Genomic DNA, 19,407 nt, shown 5'->3' on the forward strand with positions numbered 1-19,407 from the left:
AAGGGCGGATTTTACTTCAGGGCCGGGCCGCTCCGCCAAACCCGCCCCCGGTCACGACCGGCAGGCCTTGATCAGCGTCGCCACCTCCTGCGAGACGGCCGTGGCGAACAGGTCCAGGTCGGGGACCGCCTCGCCGTCGGCGACCAGGCCGTAGTGGACGCTTCCCCGGTATGTGGAGACCGCGACCGCCAGGGAGTGGCCGGGGGCCAGCGGGGCGAAGGGGAAGACGGCGGTGAGGGGGTGGCCGCCGAGCTTCAGGCCCAGGCTCGGCAGGGGCACGCTGGTGACCAGCAGGTCGAACCAGAGGCGGGCCGCCTGGCCCATGAGGGGACCGCCGAGCCGGTGGGCGAGGGCGGGGACGTGGTCGGCGAGCAGGGCGACGGCGCCCGCGCCCCGGTTGGGGCCGGCGTCCTTGTTGCGGTCCATGGCGTCCCGGACCGAGGCCAGACGGGCCAGCGGGTCCGGGTCGTCCACCGGAAGCCGTATCAAGTACCCGGAGAGGCGGTTGCCCTGCGGGTACGCGGTGCGCGGGCGGCGCTTGGAGACGGGGATCAGCGCCCGGGGCGCGACGCCCTCGCTGCCGTCGCCGCGCCCGTCGAGCCAGCGGCGCAGGGCGCCCGCCACGACCGCGATGAGGACGTCGTTGACGGTGCCGCCGACGGTCTTGCGCACGCGGTGGACGTCGTCGAGGTCGAGCACCACTCCGGCGGTGCGGCGGGTGCCGCTCGGCTGGCAGGTCAGGGCGGGGGTGGAGCGCACGTCGAGGGAGGAGCGGGCGACGGCGGCGCCGATGTCCAGGGCACGGCTCATGTCGGACAGAGCTCCGCGCATCATGCCGGGCAGATCGCGCACGTCCGGCACGAGAGCACGCGGGGCCGCGGCGGGGCGCGGCCGGGGCGCGGGCATGTCCATCGGGTCCATGACGCCCGCGGCGAGGGTCAGCGCCCGCAGCCCGTCGGCCAGGGCGTGATGGAACTTGAACAGCACGGCGAAGCAGACGCCGTCCTCGCCGGGCAGCACATGGGCCTCCCAGGGCGGCCGGTCGCGCTCCAGGGGGCGCCCCATGAGCCGGCCCGCCACCGCCTGGAAATCGGCGGTCGGGGCGTGCAGCCGTACGTGGTTCAGGGGGTCGAAGTCCGGGTCCGCCTCGCGGGCCGCGCCGCCGAAGGCGAGCGGGCGGCGCAGCGCGGAGGGCAGTGGCTGCCACACGTCGCGGATGCGCATCCGCAGCCCGGGGACGCCGGCGGCCCGGGCCGCGAGCAGGTCCGCCGCGTGGGCGCCCGCGGCGGGCGAGTGGGCCGAGAAGATCCCGAGCGCGCCGAGGTGCATCGGGTGTTCGGCGGACTCGAGGTTCCAGAACGCCAGGTCCAGAGGGGCGAGCAGATCAGCAGTCAAGGGCTTGCCTCGCGTCGACGACGGGTGGGCCAGCAGTCAACCGCCCCCAGCCGATTACGGTCAAGTACGATCAGGCTACGTACAGTTAACAGCGCATTAAGTCCCACCCCGGCATAGGGGGGCGGGACTTATGGTGCATGTGCCGTCAGTCCAGCACAGGTTGCGCCGCCGGGCACCTCGTGGGAGTCACCCGGGAGGCGTCACGGAACGCCGTACGCCACCCCGGGCGCATGTCCGGACAAACAGGCCCGATCCGGCCGGAGTCAGGTGACCAACTGGCCCTTTCCGAGGGCGATGACCCCGCCCCTCGAGACGGTGTACAGCTCGGCGTCCCGCTCCGGGTTGACGCCGATGGTCGCGCCGGGCGGCACCTCGACGTTCTTGTCGAGGACGGCGCCGCGCACCACCGCGCCCCGGCCGATGTGGACGTTGTCGTGCAGCACCGAGCCCTGCACCACGGCCCCCGGGTCGACCACCACGCCCGGCGACAGCACGGACCGCGTGACCTGCCCGCGCACCAGGCAGCCGGCGCTGATGATCGACTCGCTGGCGATGCCGCCGGCGTTGAAGCGGGCCGGTGAGAGCTGGTACGAGTGCGTGTAGATCGGCCAGCTGCGGTTGTACAGATTGAAGGCGGGCCGCTCGGCGATCAGGTCCATGTGGGCCTCGTAGTAGGCGTCCAGCGTGCCGACGTCCCGCCAGTAGCCCTGGTCGCGGCTGGTCTCGCCGGGGACGTGGTTGGCGCTGAAGTCGTACAGCGCGGCCTCGCCCCGGTCGGTGAGCTGGGGCAGGATCGAGCCGCCCATGTCGTGCACGGACGACTCGTCCTCCGCGTCCCGCTTGAGCGCCTCGATGAGGGCCTTGGTGGTGAAGATGTAGTTGCCCATCGAGGCGAACACGCAGTCGGGGTCGTCCGCCAGACCGGGCGGCGCCGTGGGCTTCTCCAGGAAGCGCTCGACCGTCTGCCCGTCGGAGCCCGGCGTGATCACCCCGAAGGACGAGGACTCGGTGCGCGGCACCCTGATCCCGGCGACCGTGACGCCCGCGCCGCTCTCGATGTGCTGGGCGAGCATCTGGCGCGGGTCCATGCGGTAGACGTGGTCGGCGCCGAAGACCGCGATGTACTCGGGCTGCGCGTCGTAGACGAGGTTCAGCGACTGCAGGATCGCGTCCGCGCTGCCCAGGTACCAGCGCGGGCCGAGGCGCTGCTGGGCCGGGACCGGCGTGACGTAGTTGCCCAGCAGGTTGGACATCCGCCAGGTGGTCGTGATGTGCCGGTCCAGCGAGTGCGACTTGTACTGCGTCAGGACGCAGATGCGCAGGATGTCGCCGTTGACCAGGTTGGACAGGACGAAGTCGACCAGACGGTAGGTGCCGCCGAAGGTCACCGCCGGTTTGGCCCGGTCCGCGGTCAGGGGCATCAGCCGCTTGCCCTCGCCGCCCGCCAGCACGATCCCCAGGACCGAAGGACCACCACCACGCATGGCCGCTCCCCTCACGCCGATTTTCCGATGCCTGCCCCTGAGCAGTACCCGCTAAGCCTCTTTGACGATCTCCTCGTAGAGCCGGACCGTGCGCCGGGCCACCGCGTCCCAGCCGAACTCGCCGACCGCGCGCTCCCGCCCGGCTTCACCCATCCGCCGGGCGGCGTCCGGATCGCCCAGCACGGTGTCCATGGCCCGGGCCAGGCCCGCCTCGAAACCGTCACCGGGCGGGACGAGCAGCCCGGTCGTGCCGTCGTCCACGACTTCGGGGATGCCGCCGACCGCCGAGGCCACCACCGGCGTGCCGCAGGCCATCGCCTCCAGGTTCACGATGCCGAGCGGCTCGTACACCGACGGGCAGACGAACAGGGCGGCGTGCGTGAGGAGCTGGATCACCTCCGGGCGCGGCAGCATCTTCGGGATCCAGAACACTCCGTCGCGGACCGCGCTCAGCTCGCCGAACAGCTCGCGGAACTCCTGGTCGATCTCCGGTGTGTCGGGGGCTCCGGCGCACAGCACGACCTGGGCGGCCGGGTCGATGTCCCGCACCGCGCGCAGCAGGTGCGGCACGCCCTTCTGGCGGGTGATCCGGCCGACGAACAGCACGTACGGGCGGGTGCGGTCGAGTCCGATCCGGTCCAGGGCGTCCGTGCCGTGGTCGGGCCGGTACAGGCGCGTGTCGATGCCGTTGTGCACGACGTGGACCCGCTCGGGGTCCAGCGCCGGGTAGCAGCCGAGAATGTCCTCGCGCATGGCCGCGGACACGGCGATCACCGCGTCGGCGGCCTCGATCGCGGTGCGCTCGGCCCAGCTGGACAGGTCGTAGCCGCCGCCGAGCTGCTCGGCCTTCCAGGGGCGCAGCGGCTCCAGGGAGTGCGCGGTCATCACGTGCGGGATGCCGTACAGGAGCTTGGCGAGATGGCCGCCGAGGTTGGCGTACCAGGTGTGGGAATGGACCAGCTCGCGGCCCTCGAGGGCGGCCGTCATGGCGAGGTCGACGGAGAACGTGCGCAGCGCGTCGTTGGCCCCGTCGAGCGCGGGCCAGGGCCGGTGCCGCCGCACGCCGTCGGCGCGGCCCTCGCCCCAGCAGTGCACGTCCAGGTCGACGAGCGGTCTGAGCTCGCGGGCGAGGAACTCCACATGGACGCCTGCTCCGCCGTACACGTCCGGCGGGTACTCCCGGGTCAGCAGTCCGACGCGCACCCGCAACTCCCTGCTCTCAGCGGCCGTTCCCTTTCATGGTCACCCAGATGGGTCGCGCGGGGAAGAGCGGGGAGGCCGTGTGAAGCAGCAGTCGCCGCAGACGCCCCCGCCGGGCACCCGGTAGTACAGGCAGCAGCTGCGGCGCCGGAAGGCGGTGCCGGTGAGGGTTCCGGCACCGTCGAGGAGCGGGTGCGCGAGGAGTTCGGCGGTCAGGGAGCGGGCCCGGGCGGCGACGTCGGTACGGCCGTGCCGCCGGGCCCAGCGGTCCAGCTCCCGGGCGGTGCCGGCCAGCGCGGAGGCGGCGTTGCCGCGCAGCAGGCCCGGGGCGAGGCCGTGGTGGGCGCGCAGGGCCGCCGCCAGGGGGGCGAGGTGGCCGCGCAGGACGACGTCCGCGACCGTCGGCGCGTCGCCGGGAAGGGGCCGCACGTCCGTGAGCCACAGGTCGTCGGGGGCGCTGCCGTCGGCGTCCCAGAGCAGCAACCGGGCGTCGAGGTCGGGGACGTGGCCGTACAGCGCGGCGCAGCCGAGGGCGATCGACCAGAGCCGGGCCGCGAGACCCTGGTGGGTGAGGGACGCGGCGACGCGCACCTCCGGGGCCCGCAGGGCGGCCGCGACGTTCCCTACGCGAAAAGTCAGGGGATTTCCCGACATATCCGGTGACGCGGTGGCGTACGCCTGTGCGAGAGTGGGAAGAGGCCCGCCCGGCGCTCCTCCCGTGCGCAGCACGAAGAAGCCGGCGAGCGGGCGGAGCGCGGCGAGGTCGGGGTCGAGGTCCACGAAGAGCAGTAGTACCAAGGCCCCTAAGGGACGTGACCCGGTGGCCCCCGCCCGGACTTCCCCACCCTGGGGATGACGGGGGTCCCCTCGTACTCCATCGGCAGTAGGACCCAATGAGTGCTCAGGGACGACGACGGGAACACCCGGACAGGGCAGGGTGTTGCTCATGAAAGCCGACCTTTCACCGCGCCGGGCCGAGCGCCCCCGCCTCCCGCGAAGGAGCAGCCGATGAGCGCCCTCGCGTTGTCCGTTCTCCTGTCCGTCGTCTCCGCGTTCGCCTACGCGGGCGGGGCGATCGTGCAGGAGCGGGTCGCGGAGACCTCGCCGGGTGAGCAGTACGCGCCGCTGCGCCGGCCGGGCTGGTGGGCGGCGGTCGCGCTGAACGGCCTCGGTGGACTGCTGCACGTGGTGGCGCTGGCCTACGGTCCGCTGAGCCTGGTGCAGCCGCTCGGTGCGCTGACCATCGTGCTGGCGCTGCCGATGTCGGCGCTGTTCGTCGGCCGCAGGTCGGGTGCCACGGCCTGGCGGGGCGCGATCATGGCGACGGTCGGACTCGCCGGTCTGCTGTCCCTGGTCGCCGCCTCCGACGCGCGGTCCCTGGACACGACGCAGCGGGTGGCCGTCGCCGTCGCCACGGCCGGCGTGGTCGTGACGCTGATGGTCACCGCCCGGGCGGCGCACCGTCACCCGGCGGTCCGCAGCCTGCTGCTGGCGACGGCTTCCGGTGTCGCGTTCGGCATGTCCTCGGTGTTCACCAAGACCGTCGCGGTCGACTGGACGGGCGGTGTGTCGGCGGCGGACGTGCCCTCCCTCGCCGTGATCGGCGTCCTCGCCACGGCCGGCATGCTGCTGTCGCAGGCCTCCTACCGGGGCGCGGGTCTCGCGGCGCCGCTGGCCACGCTGACGGTCGTGAACCCGGTGGTGGCGGCCGCGGTCGGCATCACGATGTTCGGCGAGACCTTCCGTTACGGCACGACGGGGACGGCGCTCGCGCTGAGCTGCGGCGTGGTGGCGGCGGGCGGTCTGATCCTGCTGACGACGGAGCGCCTCACGCACGAGCAGCCGGCAGCGGTGCCGGCTCCGGCGAAGGAGCCGGTCGAGACGGACGCCCGCGATGTGCCCGCGCCGATGGGCGGGTTCCCGCGGAGTCGGGGGCGGGTGAACGAGCCCTCCGGGGCCGGGGCCGGGGCCGGGGTCGTGCGGGAGAGTCGGGGGCATGTGACCGAGCCCGCCGGTGCCGTGCGGGACGGTGTGCGGGCGCGCGCGGAGGACGTGCCGGTGCAGGTGCCGGAAACGGCGGCGGCGCTGCTCGCCTCCGCCCCCGTGCCGAGGTCGCCCGGCGCCGCGCGCGGAGCGGCACCGGCCGCCGCGCTCGTGCCGGGTGCGGCCGGGGCGGCGGGGACGGAGGACGGGAGCGGGGAGCAGGCGGCGCCGTCCTCCGCCGGCGGACGCCCACTCCCCTACGTGCCCTTCTACGACATCCCGTACGTCCCGCTCCCCGCGGTCGACCGGCACCGCATACGCGTCAGATCGTGACGCCCCCGGCCCGCAGGTACGCCACCGGGTCGACGTCCGAGCCGAAACCGGGCCCCGTCCGCACCTCGAAGTGCAGATGCGGGCCCGAGCTGTTGCCGGTGGAGCCGGAACGGCCGATGCGCTGGCCGGCGCTGACCGACTGCCCGGACCGCACGGAGATCGCGGACAGGTGGGCGTACTGGCTGTAGCGGCCGTCGGCGTGCCGGACGACGACCTGGTAGCCGAACGAGCCGCCCCACCCGGCGCTGACGACGCTGCCCGCCCCGACCGACTTCACCGAGGTGCCCGTGGGCACGGGGAAGTCGATGCCGGTGTGGTAGCCCTTCGACCAGGAGGACCCCGCCTTGCGGTAGGGCGTCCCGAGGGAGGCGCTCACGGGGGCGACGAGACCCTGCCGGGTGGCCGTGGAACGGCCGGCCCGCTCGTCGCTCTTGTCCCGGGTCCGCTCCTTCTTGTCCCGGGTCCGCTCCTTCGGCCGCTCCTCGACCCGGTCCTGGGCCGGCTTCTTCCTGGTGGGCTCGGCCGACGGCGACGGCTTGTGCGCCGGGCGCGTCCTGGTGGCGCCCTCGCCGCGCAGCGCGAGGCGCTGGCCGGGCACGATCAGATCGGGGTCGGACCCTATGGCCGACCGGTTGGCGGCGTACAGGCCCCGCCAGCCGCCCCGGACGTCCTGGTCGTCGGCGATGCCGGAGAGGGTGTCGCCGCGGACCACGGTGTACATCTCGGCGCTGCCCGCCCGGGACTGCGGCGTGGACTGCGGCCGTACCTCCTCGATGGAGGTCTTCTTCGTGTCCCTGTGCTTCGTGTGACCGGTGGCCGGCCGGATGTCGGGTTCGCCGCCGCCCCGGGTCAGTCCCGCCCGTGCGGAACAGACCGGCCAGGCGCCCGGGCCCTGCCCGTCGAGCACCTTCTCCGCGACGGCGATCTGCTGGTCCTTGGTCGCCAGGTCGGCGCGCGCCGCGTAGGCCCGCCCGCCGTAGGCCTCCCAGGTGGACTGGGTGAACTGCAGTCCGCCGTAGAAGCCGTTGCCGCTGTTGATGCTCCAGTTGCTGGTCGACTCGCAGGCGGCGACCTTGTTCCAGGTGTCCATGTCCGCCGCCTCGGCGGCGCCGGTGCCCATGAACGGCAGTGCCATGCCCGCCCCGCCCGCCGTGACGGTGAGTGAGGCGCGGTTGATCCTGTTCGGCTGATACCGGCGGTGCCGGCCGCGTACGGCCATCGAAAGCCCCCCTAGACATGCGTCAGGAGGGGCAAAAGTAAGCGCTGCGAACCGGCCAGAACAAGACGGCTTTTCGCCGCCCGGGAGCCCAAATGGCCGGTATGAGGCACCTGTTGCGCGACGTGCGCCCCGGCGGTGCATCGTGTACGGCACCCGGTGCGCGGGTGCGGCGTGCGCGGGGACGCATGCCATCGCTGAGCGCGACGGGGCTTCCGTCCGTATCAGCCTGCGCGACGTCGTGCGACCCGCGCGTGCGGACGAAGTAGCGGCACGTCAGGATGGTCGACGGGGGCATGCTGGTGGGGCCCCACCGGCAGCACCGATACCGAGGTCTTTAGGAGCGAACCGAATGAGCAGTACAGCGCAGATCGGCGTCACGGGTCTCGCGGTCATGGGCCGCAACCTCGCCCGCAACTTCGCCCGCAACGGCTACACGGTCGCGGTGCACAACCGGACGCCTGCGCGCATGCACGCCCTGGTGGACGAGTTCGGCGGGGAGGGGGAGTTCGTCGCGTGCGAGAGCGCGAAGGACTTCGTGGCCGCGCTGGAACGGCCGCGGCGTCTGGTCGTGATGGTCAAGGCCGGTGAGCCGACGGACGCGGTGATCCAGGAGTTCGCGCCGCTGCTGGAGCCCGGCGACATGATCATCGACGGCGGCAACGCGCACTTCTCGGACACCCGGCGCCGGGAGCGGGACCTGCGCGAGCAGGGCATCCACTTCGTCGGCATGGGTGTCTCCGGCGGCGAGGAGGGCGCGCTGAACGGCCCGAGCATCATGCCGGGCGGGCCGAAGGAGTCCTACGACTCGCTGGGCCCGATGCTGGAGAAGATCTCGGCCAAGGCGGCCGACGGCTCGCCGTGCGTCTCCCACGTGGGTCCGGACGGCGCCGGGCACTTCGTGAAGATGGTGCACAACGGCATCGAGTACGCCGACATGCAGCTCATCGGCGAGGCGTACCAGCTGCTGCGGGACGTCGCCGGGTACTCCCCCGCCGAGATCGCGGAGATCTTCCGGACCTGGAACCGGGGCCGTCTCGACTCGTACCTGATCGAGATCACGGCCGAGGTGCTGTCGCACGTGGACGCGGAGACGGGCAAGCCGTTCGTGGACGTGGTCGTCGACCAGGCGGAGCAGAAGGGCACCGGCCGCTGGACCGTGCAGATCGCGCTGGACCTGGGTGTGCCGGTCTCCGGTATCGCCGAGGCGGTCTTCGCGCGCTCCCTGTCGGGCCACGCGGCGCTGCGGGAGGCCTCGCGCGAGCTGGCCGGCCCGAAGGCGCAGCCGCTGAGCGAGGCGGAGGCCCGGGCCTTCGCGGACCGGGTGGAGCAGGCGCTGTACGCCTCGAAGATCGTGTCGTACACGCAGGGCTTCCACGAGATCGACGCGGCGCGCGACGAGTACGGCTGGGACATCGACCTCGGCGCGGTGTCGGCCCTGTGGCGGGGCGGCTGCATCATCCGTGCGGCGTTCCTGGACCGGATCCGGGCCGCGTACGACGCCCGACCGGACCTGCCGAGCCTGCTGTCGGACGAGACGTTCGCGCAGGAGATCGCGGACGCCCAGGACGACTGGCGCGAGGTGCTGGTCGCCGCGACCCGCCAGGGTGTGCCGACGCCCGGTTTCGCCGCGGCCCTCGCCTACTACGACGCCCTGCGCGCGGAGCGGCTGCCGGCGGCGCTGACGCAGGGGCAGCGGGACTACTTCGGTGCGCACACGTACCGGAGGGTGGACCGTGACGGCTCGTTCCACACGCTGTGGGGCGGGGACCGGTCGGAGACCTCCGCGTAGGCGGCGCCGCCGACGCAGCGGTGCGGGGGTCAGGACAACGGCGGCCCGGGCTCCGGGTTCGGCACCGGTTCCGGTCCCGGGGGGATCGGGGACGGGTCGGGGCCCGGCACGGGGTCGGGGCCGGGCGGGGTGGGCCCCGGGGGCGGCGTGGGCGACGGCGGAGGCGGGGTCGGCTCCGGGCCCGGCGGGGGTTGCGGGTTCGGTACCGGGTCGGGGTGCGGATCCGGGTGCTGGGGATCCGGGCCGGGGGTGGGCGCCGGCGGTACGGGGTCGGGGATCGGGTTCGTCATCAGGTCCTCCAGCCAGTAGACGGCTCCGGCTCTGGACTACCCCCGCCTACCCGGCACCCGCCTCCGCAGTCACTCCCCCGCGCGACGGGGAGGGGACCAGGTGGGGGTACCGGGGTCGGCGGCGTGAACGGCCTTCAGAAACGGCCGGGATGGGCCCTCGGAGACGGCCGGGGTGGGCCCTCGGAGACGGCCGGGATGGGCCCTCAGAAACGGCCGGGGTGGGCCCTCAGCCAGTCCTTCGCCGCCGCGAGCAGCTTATGATCGGCCGGCGAGGCCTCGTCCGGGTGGCGTTCGACCCACTTGGTGACGTACGGGCAGAGCGAGACGACGGCGCTGTGCTCGCGTCCGGCGAGGGCGAACAGCTCGCGCGCGAGCGAACCGGCGATGCCCTTGCCCTCGTGGGCCGGCTCGACCACCGTGTGGACGGGCACCAGCGCACGCTCGGGGCTTTCGAGCACGAAGTACTCGATGCGGCCGACGACTTCGCCGCCGGACACGGCCTCCAGCCGGCCTGCCGCCCGGTCGTCGCGGATCTCCGGGTCGCTCATGGACACGCTCCTCCTCTGCTGCGGATGCGTCCGTCAGGCCCCGACGGCCTGCGGACTGCGCTGCTGGTCCGAGCCCGGCACCGGCTCGGACGGGTCGGCGCCGAGGGCCACGATCCGGTTGTCGTGGTCGACGTGCACGACCCGGGGGGCGAGTGCCCGCGCCTCGGCGTCCGTCACCTGGGCGTAGCTGATGATGATCACCAGATCGCCGGGGTGGACGAGATGGGCGGCGGCTCCGTTGATCCCGATCACACCGGATCCGCGCTCGCCCTCGATGACGTACGTCTCGAGACGGGCGCCGTTGGTGATGTCCACGATGTGCACGAGCTCGCCGGGCAGCAGATCGGCGGCGTCGAGCAGGTCGGCGTCGATGGTCACGGATCCCACGTAGTGCAGGTCGGCCTGGGTGACGGTGGCTCGGTGGATCTTGGACTTGAACATGGTGCGAAACATGGAGAACACTCCCGGTTTGTCTGCTCCCTGCCTGCTTCTTGCAGGTCAAGGGCGGTATTCGGAGGCTACAACGTTTCGCATGCGCGGTCAGCTGTCGCCAGGTGCCTCCTGCATCACAGCGGCGGAAGGCTCGATGACGACATCCCGGCCGTCGCCGTGCGCCGTCCGCTGGAGGCGCCCCGCGACTCCGGAGTGCTCCGCGCAGGTGGCGGGAAGCCGTGTCACGGCTGCGTCTGCTCCCGGTGAGCAGGCGGATTTGGTCAGCGTCGGCTTGCCCACAATGGTGTTATCAAGGGTGTATGGAGGCATTCTCCGGACGCCCTCCGGGCCCGGAACGTCATCCGCCCGTCGGACGCACGCGCGAAGGTCGCGCTTCTTGGACGCACCTGCGCAGTGCGGCCGGTCAGGTGTTCCTCCTCCAGGTCGTCATCGTGTTCCTGCTGGTGGTGGCCGCGGTGGTGGCCATGGTGCTCCAAACGGCGAGTGACGCTCTGCAGCAGGGGCGACGGGAGTCGGTCATCGCGGCCCAGTCGTTCGCGAGTGCCCCTGGCGTGGCCGCGGCACTGCAGAGCCGGGACCCCTCGGCGGTGCTCCAGCCGCGGGCCGAGGCGGCGCGCAAGCGCACAGGCATGGATTTCGTCGTCGTCATGAGCACGGAGGGGATTCGATACACCTACCCCTATCCGGAGGAGATCGGGAAGAAGTTCGTCGGCACCATCGCACCGGCGCTGAAGGGCCGTACCGTCGTCGAGCAGGCCGGTGGGCCGCCGCTGCCCGCGGGCGGGGGGACGGCCGTGCAGGCGGTGGTCCCGGTGACCGACTCGCGCGGCAAGGTGGTCGGCCTGGTCTCCGCCGGAATCACGGTCAAGAACGTGGCGGGGCGGTGGCTGCCGCAGCTGCCGATCATCCTGGCCAGTGGCGCGGTCGCGCTGGCGCTGGCCATATCGGGAACGACGCTGGTGTCCCGGCGGCTGCGGCGGCAGACCTTCGGCCTGGCTCCGGTGGAGCTGGCACAGTTGTACGAGCACCACGACGCGGTCCTGCACGCGGTGCGGGAAGGGGTGCTGATCACGGACGCCGAGGGCCGGCTGCTGTTGGCGAACGACGAGGCCACGCGGCTTCTCGGACTGCCGGCTGACGTGCGGGGACGCTCGGTGCGGGAGCTGGGACTGCCGGAGCCGGTCGTGAGCCTGCTGTCGTCGCCGGAGGAGGCCACCGACGAGGTGCTTCGCGCGGGGGACCGACTGCTGGCGGTGAACAAACGGCCGACGTACCCGCAGGGCGACCGGGGAGGCAGCGTGGTGACCCTCCGGGACACCACGGAGCTGGCGGAGATCTCGGGTCGGGCCGAGGTCGCGCGGGAGCGGCTGAGGCTGCTGTACGAGGCCGGGGTGCGGATCGGGACGACGCTGGATGTGCGGCGTACGGCCCAGGAGCTGGCCGACGTGGCGGCGCCGCAGTTCGCCGACCTCGTGACGGTGGATCTGCTCGACGCGGTGCTGCGGGGGTGGGAGCCGACGGCGGAGGGCTGGCGGCATCTGCGCCGGGCGGCGATCGGCGGCGAACACCGGATGATGCCGGTGTATCCGCTGGACGAAGTGATCGCGTTCTCGCCCCGCACCCCGCAGATGCGGACACTGCAGGAGGGGCGGGGGATGCTGGAGACGGACCTGCGCCGGGCACACGGCTGGCGGGAACAGGACCCGGAGCGCGCCCGGAAGGTCCTGGAGGGCGGGCTGCGGTCGCTGGTGGCCGTGCCGCTGCGGGCACGGAACGTACCGCTGGGCGTGGCGAACTTCTACCGGACGGCGGATTCCCCTGCCTTCGAGCCGGAGGATCTCACCTTCGCGGAGGAACTGGCCGTACGGGCGGCGGTAGCCATCGACAACGCCCGGAGGTTCACCCGGGAGCACGCGACGGCGGTGGCGCTGCAGCGCAGTCTGCTGCCGCGTGGACAGCCGGAGCAGGACGCGCTGGAGGTGGCCTGGCGGTATCTGCCCTCGGAGGCGGGGGTGGGCGGGGACTGGTTCGACGTCATCCCGCTTCCGGGCGCGCGCGTGGCCCTGGTGATGGGTGACGTCGTCGGTCACGGGCTGCACGCGGCGGCGACGATGGGGCGGCTGCGCACCGCTGTGCACAATTTCTCCACCCTCGACCTGCCCGTGGACGAGGTGCTCGGGAACCTGGACGACCTGGTCGTGCGCATGGACAACGAGGAGAACAGCGGTGATGCCATGGACGGCCACGAAGGGGAGGCGGTGACCGGAGCGACCTGTCTGTACGCGGTCTACGACCCGGTGGCGGGGACCTGCACGACGGCCCGTGCGGGACACCCGGAACCGATGGTGGTGCGCCCGGACGGGACGGTCACCTCCCTTGGTGTGCCGGTCTCGGCGCCCCTCGGTCTGGGCGGCTACCCCTTCGAGAGCAGCGAGGTGTCCCTGCCGGAGGGTGCACACCTGGTGCTGTACACCGACGGCCTGGTGGAGAACCGCGCCCACGACTTCGACGTCGGGCTGGAGAGGCTGCGCCGGGCTTTGAGCGGGTCCGGGAAACGCACTCCGGAGGAGATGTGTCAGGCGGTGATCGACGCGCTGAAGCCCTCACGCCCCTCCGACGACATCGCGCTCCTGACGGCCCGTACCCGGATGTTCCCGCCCTCGCGCGTGGCCGAGTGGGACGTGCAGCCCGATCCGGCGTTGGTTCCCTCGGTGCGGGCGCGCTGCAGGGAGACGTTGCGGGAGTGGGGGCTGGAGGAGATCGGATTCGCCACGGAGCTGATCGTCAGCGAGTTGGTCACGAACGCGATCCGGTACGGCTCGCCGCCGATCGGCGTGCGGTTGTTGCACGGACGCTGTCTGATCTGCGAGGTCTCGGACGGCAGCGGTACCTCGCCGCGCCTGCGGCGGGCGGCGACCACCGACGAGGGCGGGCGGGGGCTCTTCCTGGTGGCGCAGTTCGCGCAGCGATGGGGAACGCGGTACACGACCCGCGGCAAGGTCATCTGGACGGAGCAGCTTCTCCACGGCGGCGAATCCACCGCCTCGGGCCTCGCACCGGTCGACTTCCTGCTCGACCAGTTCGACCTCGACCAGTTCGATGATCCCGGCTTGTGAGCCGCCGTCGACCCCGACCGCCATGGACAGCGGCGTGTCCGGCGTAACGAACCTCTCTGGGCAGGTGACTTGTTGTCCCGGCCCTCGGCGCGCCGTTGTGATCACTCGGCGCACCGGCGCCTGGACGGCCGCAGCCAGGCCGGTGGGTTCAGCCGGGCATGGGGTGGTGTGCCCGGGCGAACTGCTCCACGACGGCGGCGCAGAAGGCGGGCAGGTCGGCCGGGCCTCGGCTGGTGATCAGCTGCCCGTCGACGACCACCTCCTGGTCGGCGATGACCTCGGCGCCGGCGTTGCGCAGGTCGGTGCGGATGCTGGGCCAGGACGTCAGACGGCGGCCGCGCACGGCGTCGGCCTCCGCCAGGGTCCACGGGCCGTGGCAGATCGATGCGACCGGTTTCCCGCTGGCCATGAAGTCCCTGACGAACCGCACCGCGTCGCGGTCCATGCGCAACTGGTCAGGGTTCATGGTGCCGCCGGGCAGGAGCAGGGCGTGGTAGTCGTCGACGGAGGCGTCGGCGACCAGGCGGTCCACGGGGAAGGTTCCCGCCGGGTTGAGGTCGAACTGGCGGGCCTGGATCTCGCCGTGATGGAGCGAGAGGATTTCGGTCTTCGCCCCCGCACCCTGCAACGCACCGCGCGGCTGGTCGAGTTCCACGCGTTCGACGCCGTCGGTGGCCAGGATTCCCACCCGCATTCCTCGGAGTTCCTGTGTCACGGTACAGCTCCCTTCATGAGTCGCCGGTAGGACGAGGCGAGCGGCGAGGACATCCAGAAGGGTCCGCGCTTGATCCAGCCGTCGTCGCGACGGGCGGCGCGAACCACTCGGACTCCGGCACACCCATCACGGACATGCCTCTCGCCGGCTCGCTTCTCGCATAGGAACCGGACGGCGTCGTCCGCTCGCGTCCGCGCCGCCGTCGGCTGTTACCCGGTCGAGATTCGCAGAGCCCTCCGCTGAGCGCCTCCGCACCCGAGGCCGAAAAGGATCCGTTCCTCCTGCCCTGGCAGAGCAGCATGAATGCGCCGGGCCTCGGACCGGAGGCATGGCTGAACCGCTTGTGCTCGCAGGTGTACCGAGCCCACTGCTTTTCCTCCCGCAGGGAGCAGGCAGAGCGCGTCTCGCGTCCGGAGCATGGAGAGGTCCGATGCCACTCCGCCTGTGACAGCCGCAAGGCTTCAGAAGAGGGACCACTCGTGGACTACAACACTTTCATCGACACCATCACCCGGCGCGCCTCTGTCCCCCCGGAAAAGGCCGAGCCTCTCACCCGAGCCACCCTGGAAACCCTGGCCGAGCGGCTCACCAGGGGTGAGGCGGAGGACCTCGCCTCCGAACTGCCCAAGCCGCTGAAGGAACCCCTGGTCTCTCCCACTCCGGAGGCCGAGTCCTTCGGACTCGACGAGTTCATCGATCGGGTGAGCCGGCGAGCAGGGGTGAGCCCGGACGAGGCCCGCGAGGGCGTACGGGCCGAGCTGAGCACTCTGAAGGACGCGGTCAGTGACGGCGAGTTCCGCCACGTGATGTCCCAGCTCCCCCGGGACTTCGAGGCTCTCGTCGGCGCCCCGGGCTAGAGGTGCCACGACCGCCGAGGTCGGCGCCATCGTCGAGGGGCAGGGGCTTGCCGTTCCTGCCGCGTGTGGATGACGCCCATTCCATCGACCGACCGACAGAGAGATCGGTATGAGTACTCAGACGCCGCGCATCAGCTCGCCTTCCCGCGTTCCGGCCGGTGCCTCGCCGAGCGGGGACGGGATCGTCGTCGGAACCGGGCCGGTACTGGTGGACGCCTTCATCGACTTCCTCTGCCCGTTCTGCAAGCAGTTCGAGGGGAAGAGCGGGCCGCTCCTCGACGAGTTGGTGGCGGACGAGGTGATCAGTCTCGTCCATCACCCCATGGGATTTCTCGACGGTCTGTCCACCACCCGGTACTCCTCCCGCGCGTCGGCGGCCTCAGGCTGCGCGTCCGACGGCGGGCACTTCAGGGAGTACCTGTACGCGCTGTTCGCCAACCAGCCCCCCGAGGGCGGGCCGGGCCTGTCGGACGATGAACTGGTCCAGCTCGGCCGCGCGGTGGGACTGGCGGACAGCTCGTTCGCCGCGTGCGTCAGGCAGGGCGTGTACCTGGACTGGAGCTCCTACGTGACGGCGACAGCCGTCCAGCGGGGGGTGGGGGGAACGCCGACCGTGGCGGTCCAGGGCGTCCCGGTGCCGGCCAACCCCCGGACCATCCTCACCGCGGTTCGTGCCGCCCGTGCCACGGTCGACGGATGAGACGCCCGGTCAGCCAGCGCACGGACGCGGAACCTGACACGCCCGATTCGCCGGAGGATCGCATGACCCAACCGACCGTTCCCTCAGCCGATGCCCCCGTGGACGTCCAGGGCGAGGCACAGCGGCCGTTCCCCGAGCACGCGGCCATGGCCAGGGCGTACCCCGGCGGCAGGATGACCGTCGGCGCCATCACGCCCCTGGAGGGCTTCGACGGGCCCGTGCCGTCCCTGGCCGGGCACGTCGAGCGGATCCAGCAGGCCGAGCGGGCCGGATTCGCCTCGGTATGGGTCCGTGACGTGCCGCTGCTGGACCCGAGCTTCGGAGACACCGGGCAGGTCTTCGACCCGTGGGTGTACCTGGGGCTGCTCAGTGCCCGCACCACCTCGATCACACTGGGGACCGCCAGCATCGTCATGCCGCTACGGCATCCCTTGCACACCGCCAAGGCGGCCGCCTCGGTGGACCAGTTGTCAGGCGGACGGCTCCTGCTCGGGGTGGCCACCGGTGACCGGCCCGTGGAGTTCCCGGCCTTCGGTCAGGATCTGGGCGGCCGGGCCGAGAGGTTCCGGCAGTCGCTGGAGTACTTCCGTGTCGTCCTCGAGCACCGTTTCCCGCACGTGGAGTCCCCGCTCGGCCGGATGGGCGGCACCGATCTGCTGCCCAAACCGGTGTACCGGCGGATCCCGGTACTGATGACGGGGCGCGGCAGGCAGGACGTCCGGTGGATCGCCGACAACACGGACGGCTGGCTGTACTACACCCCGCCGCTCGAGCAGCAGGCCGAGACCATCGAGCGGTGGCGGGAGCTGAGCCGGGGCGCTGACGGTGGGTTCAAGCCGTTCGCGCAGGCCACGTATCTGGATCTGGCCGAGGATCCACTGGCCCTGCCCCGGCGTATCCACCAGGGCTTCTCGGTGGGCCGGGTGTCGCTCCTGGCGATGATGCGCGCCTGGCAGGGCATCGGCATCGACCAGCTGATGATCAATTTCAAGCACAGCCGCCGGCCGGTCGCCGAAGTGATCGACGAACTGGCCGAACACGTGCTGCCGCACTTCCCGCCCGGACGCTCCGGGATGCGCGAGGAGCACCGGCCCGTGGAGCGGACCGGGCCCTGAGAGAGCACGAGCCCGGCACGCCCTGTGTGATGGGGCGGGTTCAAGCCCGGCACGCCCTGTGCGACGGGGCGAGCTCAGTCCCGCACGGCCCCGGCCGGCCGCTCCTGCGCGTAGTCGCAGGTGCCCTCCGCCCGGAATTGCAGGGCCGCTCTGGTCACCTCGGCGCCGAGGCCGCGCAATTGGTCCGCGACCGCCTGGTCGGTGAGGAGTCCGTCGCCGTCGAAGACCCGGGAGGACCGTGGGACCGCGAACACCAGTGGCACGGCCCAGCCGCGCAGCGACCGCACGATGAACTCCATCGCGTTGATCGCCTGCAGGCCCTGCACTCCACCGGCGGTCGTCAGCATCCCGACGGGTTTGTTGCTGAGGTAGGGCGGGTCATGGCCGGCCAGGAGGGCGAGCCAGTCCACCGCGTTCTTGAACGCACCGCTGACCGACCCGTGGTAGGTCGGGCTGCTCCACAGCAGGGCGTCGGCGGCCCGCACGGTGTCCGCGAGCCGACGGGCGGAGTCAGGGGCCTCGCGCTCGGATGTGTAGAGCGGGAGACCCAGCCGCTTGAGGTCGAGCACCTGGGTGTCGGCACCCGCGTCGGCCGCCCCCTCGACGGCCACACACAGTGCGGTGAGGCTGGTCGACGGGGTGCGCAGCGATCCTCCCATTCCGACGACGAGCGGGCGCGTCATCCTGTCACCTCCGTCAGAGCATCTCCAGGGGCGTGGGCCCGCCGGGTGGCGGGAACGCCTCGTCGAGGGCGTCGAGCGCCTCGGTGGGAAGGCGGAGGTCCACCGCGCCGTGGTTCTCCCGGACGTGGTCGGGTGATCCGGAACGCGGGATCGCGGCCACCCCCTGTTCCAGCACCCAGGCGAGTGCCACCTGGGCCGGTGTTGCTCCGAGGGCCCGGGCCACGGCGCCCAGTGCCTCGGCCTCCAGGATCCGCCCCTGCTCGATCGGGGAGTAGGCCATGACCGTGACCCCGGCCTCGCGGCACCAGGGGAGCAGGTCCCACTCGATGCCGCGCCGCGAGAGGTTGTACAGCACCTGGTCGACGGCCGCGGCGTCGCCACCGGGGAGGGTGGCCAGCTCGGCCATGTCGGCGACGTCCAGATTGCTCACGCCCCAGTGACGGATCTTCCCCGTCTCCATCAGGTCGGTGAATCCCGCAAGGGTCTCCTCGAGTGGCCACCGTCCCCGCCAGTGCAGCAGGTACAGGTCCAGCCGTTCCGTACGCAGCCGCCGCAGGCTGTTCTCGCAGGCGGCGACGGTGCCCTTCCGGTCGGCGTGGCCGGGCAGCACCTTGCTGACGAGGAAGACCTCGTCCCGCCGCCCTCGGAGGGCCTCCCCGACGAGCTCCTCGGCTGCGCCGTCGCCGTACATCTCCGCCGTGTCGACGACGGTCATGCCCAGGTCCACGCCCAGCCGCAGCGCGGCGATCTCCTGTTCACGCCGGGCCGGGTCCTCGCCCAGGTACCAGGTGCCCTGCCCGAGCGCCGGGATCTCCTCACCGGCGGGGAGCGCAATCGTTCTGGCCGATTCCGCAGACATCTCGGGCCTCCCGTCCGCCGCGGATTAGAGTCACGCGCACCCGCACCGGGTGCCCAGGCCCGCGCCTCCCAGACAGCCGTGTCGCACACGCCGGAGGGAGGGGCGAGCGGGGCGAGAGCCCGAGCGGTCTCCGGCGGCGGACCAGGGTCGTTCGCCACCGCGACAGGCCCGGGCCCGCCGGAGGAATGCTCACGTGCCGCGGCACACCGCAGCGTCAGGGCCGCCGCGCCGTACCACGGGCGCCCTGCTGGAGGCCCCGGTCACCCGGCGGATTCGATGGCCTGGGAGAAGTCCGATCCGAGCTGCGACAGCAGGTCGTTGAACTCCTTCTCGCTGATCGCCTCGCGGAGCACGGCCAGTACGGTCCGCACACCCCGGTCGGCTTCCTCCTCCTTGAGCATGGTGCGTTCGGCCACGCGCCGGACGCTGTCGCGGTGGCCGAAGCGCTCGATGCGGTCCGTGGTTCCCCGGCGCACCGCCTCAGCGAGGCCCTCCGGGAGCTCGATGATCAAGTCCCTGGCCTCCCCCGGGCTCAGCCTGTGGGCCAGCGTCTCGAGTGTGGCCCGGGTCAGGTCCCCCGCCTCCTGCCGGCTCAGTCCGGTGCGCTCGGCGACGGTGCGGACGAATTCCTGCTCATCCATGCGTCGTCCTCCTTCGCTGCTGTGTTG

General features: G+C 72.1%; 17 protein-coding genes. 6 read left to right on the forward strand and 11 right to left on the reverse strand.

Translation table 11 applies throughout. The features are described from left to right. Positions 1-51: 51 nt before the first annotated feature. The 4 genes from ACFV20_RS05705 to ACFV20_RS05720 form a co-directional block, all read right to left on the reverse strand. Complete coding sequence (locus tag ACFV20_RS05705) at positions 52-1,395, reverse strand: wax ester/triacylglycerol synthase family O-acyltransferase (RefSeq protein WP_385652745.1); 1,344 nt, start codon at positions 1,393-1,395, stop codon at positions 52-54. Between the two features lie 263 nt (positions 1,396-1,658). After that, positions 1,659-2,879 carry a glucose-1-phosphate adenylyltransferase gene (gene glgC / locus ACFV20_RS05710; RefSeq protein ID WP_385652747.1) on the reverse strand — a complete coding sequence of 407 codons (1,221 nt, stop codon included), beginning with the start codon at positions 2,877-2,879 and terminating at the stop codon, positions 1,659-1,661. A 51-nt stretch (positions 2,880-2,930) separates the two neighbouring features. After that, on the reverse strand, positions 2,931-4,082 hold the full coding sequence (glgA, locus tag ACFV20_RS05715) for a glycogen synthase (protein ID WP_385652750.1): 1,152 nt from the start codon (positions 4,080-4,082) through the stop codon (positions 2,931-2,933). A 39-nt stretch (positions 4,083-4,121) separates the two neighbouring features. Then, entirely contained in the window at positions 4,122-4,877 is a 756-nt protein-coding gene (locus ACFV20_RS05720; RefSeq protein ID WP_385652752.1) for a (2Fe-2S)-binding protein, read from the reverse strand. 210 nt (positions 4,878-5,087) lie between these two features. Here ACFV20_RS05720 and ACFV20_RS05725 point away from each other — a divergent pair, with 210 nt between their 5' ends. Next, the gene (locus tag ACFV20_RS05725) at positions 5,088-6,395 is read left to right on the forward strand and encodes a DMT family transporter (protein ID WP_385652754.1); all 1,308 of its coding nucleotides are present in this window, start codon (positions 5,088-5,090) and stop codon (positions 6,393-6,395) included. On the opposite strand, the gene ACFV20_RS05730 is transcribed toward ACFV20_RS05725, so the two are convergent. Beyond that, positions 6,385-7,614: a transglycosylase family protein gene (locus ACFV20_RS05730; RefSeq protein ID WP_385652756.1), complete on the reverse strand. Its 1,230-nt coding sequence runs from the start codon at positions 7,612-7,614 to the stop codon at positions 6,385-6,387. The two genes, ACFV20_RS05725 and ACFV20_RS05730, sit on opposite strands and share 11 nt — an antisense overlap. A gap of 349 nt (positions 7,615-7,963) precedes the next feature. Between ACFV20_RS05730 and gndA the strand changes: the two genes are divergently transcribed. Further along, positions 7,964-9,403 carry an NADP-dependent phosphogluconate dehydrogenase gene (gndA, locus tag ACFV20_RS05735; RefSeq protein ID WP_385652758.1) on the forward strand — a complete coding sequence of 480 codons (1,440 nt, stop codon included), beginning with the start codon at positions 7,964-7,966 and terminating at the stop codon, positions 9,401-9,403. Between the two features lie 493 nt (positions 9,404-9,896). Here gndA and ACFV20_RS05740 read toward each other — a convergent pair whose 3' ends face one another. Next, positions 9,897-10,241, reverse strand: a complete 345-nt coding sequence (locus ACFV20_RS05740; protein WP_385652761.1) for a GNAT family N-acetyltransferase — start codon at positions 10,239-10,241, stop codon at positions 9,897-9,899. 33 nt (positions 10,242-10,274) lie between these two features. Next, positions 10,275-10,694, reverse strand: coding sequence for an aspartate 1-decarboxylase (gene panD / locus ACFV20_RS05745; protein ID WP_385652764.1), 420 nt, complete (start codon positions 10,692-10,694; stop codon positions 10,275-10,277). A gap of 299 nt (positions 10,695-10,993) precedes the next feature. On the opposite strand from panD, the gene ACFV20_RS05750 reads away from it, so the two are divergent. After that, a complete protein-coding gene (locus ACFV20_RS05750; RefSeq protein WP_385652765.1) occupies positions 10,994-13,810 on the forward strand; it encodes a SpoIIE family protein phosphatase in 2,817 nt (938 codons plus the stop codon). 148 nt (positions 13,811-13,958) lie between these two features. Here ACFV20_RS05750 and ACFV20_RS05755 read toward each other — a convergent pair whose 3' ends face one another. After that, a complete protein-coding gene (locus ACFV20_RS05755) occupies positions 13,959-14,525 on the reverse strand; it encodes a type 1 glutamine amidotransferase domain-containing protein (RefSeq protein ID WP_385652767.1) in 567 nt (188 codons plus the stop codon). A gap of 479 nt (positions 14,526-15,004) precedes the next feature. On the opposite strand from ACFV20_RS05755, the gene ACFV20_RS05760 reads away from it, so the two are divergent. The 3 genes from ACFV20_RS05760 to ACFV20_RS05770 all read left to right on the forward strand — a co-directional run bounded on the left by ACFV20_RS05760 (position 15,005) and on the right by ACFV20_RS05770 (position 17,197). Then, on the forward strand, positions 15,005-15,382 hold the full coding sequence (locus tag ACFV20_RS05760) for a DUF2267 domain-containing protein (RefSeq protein ID WP_385652768.1): 378 nt from the start codon (positions 15,005-15,007) through the stop codon (positions 15,380-15,382). A 109-nt stretch (positions 15,383-15,491) separates the two neighbouring features. Then, complete coding sequence (locus ACFV20_RS05765; protein ID WP_385652770.1) at positions 15,492-16,082, forward strand: DsbA family protein; 591 nt, start codon at positions 15,492-15,494, stop codon at positions 16,080-16,082. A 62-nt stretch (positions 16,083-16,144) separates the two neighbouring features. Beyond that, a complete protein-coding gene (locus ACFV20_RS05770) occupies positions 16,145-17,197 on the forward strand; it encodes an LLM class oxidoreductase (RefSeq protein WP_385652771.1) in 1,053 nt (350 codons plus the stop codon). A 74-nt stretch (positions 17,198-17,271) separates the two neighbouring features. Here the strand turns inward: ACFV20_RS05770 and ACFV20_RS05775 are convergent, their stop codons facing one another. From ACFV20_RS05775 to ACFV20_RS05785, 3 genes are all read right to left on the reverse strand, one after another. Then, positions 17,272-17,880, reverse strand: coding sequence for an NADPH-dependent FMN reductase (locus ACFV20_RS05775; protein WP_385652773.1), 609 nt, complete (start codon positions 17,878-17,880; stop codon positions 17,272-17,274). Positions 17,881-17,893: 13 nt separating this feature from the next. After that, positions 17,894-18,739, reverse strand: a complete 846-nt coding sequence (locus ACFV20_RS05780) for an aldo/keto reductase (protein WP_385652775.1) — start codon at positions 18,737-18,739, stop codon at positions 17,894-17,896. A 260-nt stretch (positions 18,740-18,999) separates the two neighbouring features. Beyond that, positions 19,000-19,380, reverse strand: a complete 381-nt coding sequence (locus ACFV20_RS05785) for a DUF2267 domain-containing protein (protein WP_385652777.1) — start codon at positions 19,378-19,380, stop codon at positions 19,000-19,002. Positions 19,381-19,407 lie beyond the last annotated feature (27 nt).

This window comes from Streptomyces sp. NPDC059696 (assembly GCF_042733745.1).
In the GTDB taxonomy this organism is placed as follows: Bacteria; Actinomycetota; Actinomycetes; order Streptomycetales; family Streptomycetaceae; genus Streptomyces.